Source organism: Thermogutta sp., from assembly GCF_014359955.1.
Lineage (GTDB): Bacteria > Planctomycetota > Planctomycetia > Pirellulales > Thermoguttaceae > Thermogutta.
The window spans coordinates 1-1,498 of the sequence record NZ_JACIYL010000957.1 but is presented as its reverse complement, the minus strand read 5'-3'; the positions used below and the strand labels follow the sequence as shown (position 1 = coordinate 1,498).

Annotated in this window: 2 protein-coding genes; both read left to right on the top strand. The window is 59.9% G+C overall.

All coding sequences use genetic code 11. The features are described 5' to 3' along the window. The coding region (locus tag H5U08_RS18540; RefSeq protein ID WP_297036559.1) for a CpaF family protein at window positions 1-1,069 on the top strand (1,069 nt) is incomplete at its 5' end. Then, window positions 1,066-1,498 (top strand): hypothetical protein (locus tag H5U08_RS18535; RefSeq protein WP_297036557.1); only part of this gene is annotated, 433 nt, incomplete at its 3' end. The genes H5U08_RS18540 and H5U08_RS18535, both read left to right, overlap by 4 nt.

Sequence of the window (1,498 nt, the reverse complement as noted above, 5' to 3'; positions counted from 1 at the left end):
GGAAATCATGGTGGTGGGCAAGGATCAGATTTACGTGGAACGCAACGGCGTCATCGAAAAGTCGGGACGGCGTTTCATCTCGGACAAGGTGACGGAAGCGATCATTGAGCGGATTGTGGCCCAGGTGGGGCGGCGGATCGACAAGAGTCAGCCCCTTGTCGATGCCCGGTTACCCGACGGCTCCCGCGTCAACGCCATCATCCCGCCGCTGGCTGTGAAAGGACCATGCCTGACGATTCGAAAATTCCCGTTGCAGCGGATGACGATGGATGATCTCATCGAATTGGGGTCGATCACCAAAGCGGCTGCCACGTTTCTTCGGGCGGCGGTCATCGATCGAAAGAACATCCTCGTCAGCGGGGGCACAGGGGCAGGGAAAACCACACTGCTTAACGTCCTGAGCAGCTTCATCCCGTTCAAAGAACGGATCATCACCATCGAAGACACGGTCGAACTCCGTCTTCATCAGGAGCATGTCGTCACCCTCGAAGCCAAGCCGCCCAACGTGGAAGGGCAGGGAGCGTACACCATCCGCGATCTGGTCCGCAATGCGCTGCGGATGCGGCCGGACCGGATCATCGTGGGTGAATGCCGTGGGCCGGAAGCCCTCGACATGATTCAGGCGATGAATACCGGCCATGACGGCTCGCTGACGACGCTCCATGCGAACACCGCGCGAGAGGTGATCGAACGGTTGGAGGTGCTCATCCTCATGGCGGCCGATTTGCCGATTTACTCCATTCACCGGCAAATCGCCTCGGCGATCGATCTGATCGTCCACATCTCGCGGCTGCCGGGTGGAAGGAGGGTGATCACGGAAATCACCGAGGTCGTGGGCGTCGATCCCGAGACGAAAAGCGTCATCATGCACGACATCTTCAACTTCCGGAATGGCCAGTCCCTGGAGCCGACCGGCTATCTTCCCACCTTCATCGACTCACTGGTGGAAAAGGACCTGCTGGACCTCAACTTTCTCTACGGGGAAGGCTATCAATCCGTGCAGGCTGCCCCTGGGGGCACGGGTCCTCAGCACGAAGCCATCGGCGAGGACCGGAGGATTCGGGTATGACGGGAAACCAGGATTTACTCCTGCTGGGCTGTTTGTGCTCGGGAATCGCGGCTGCGATCCTGGTGTACAGCGCTCGTGATTGGCTTGCCCAGGCATTCGCCTGGATGGAGGCCGACGTCACCGATAAGCTGCGGCGCTTGCGGGTGAGGACCACACGGGTCAGGTTCTGGCTCATTCTCTGGCTGGTCGGCATTGCCGTGGCTTTTTTTGGCTTCTGGCTGGTGGTGGACAGCCTTATCTTCGCGATTTTGGCGGCCGTATTACTGCTGGCCGCGCCGTGGTATCTTCTGCGGCGGATGGCCGAGTATTATCGGCGGAAAATCGAGGATCAACTGGCCGATGCCATGGTGACCCTTGCCAACGCGGTGCGAGCAGGTTTATCGCTGGCCCAGTCGTTGGAGATTCTGGCGGCCCAGTGTCCCCGGCCCA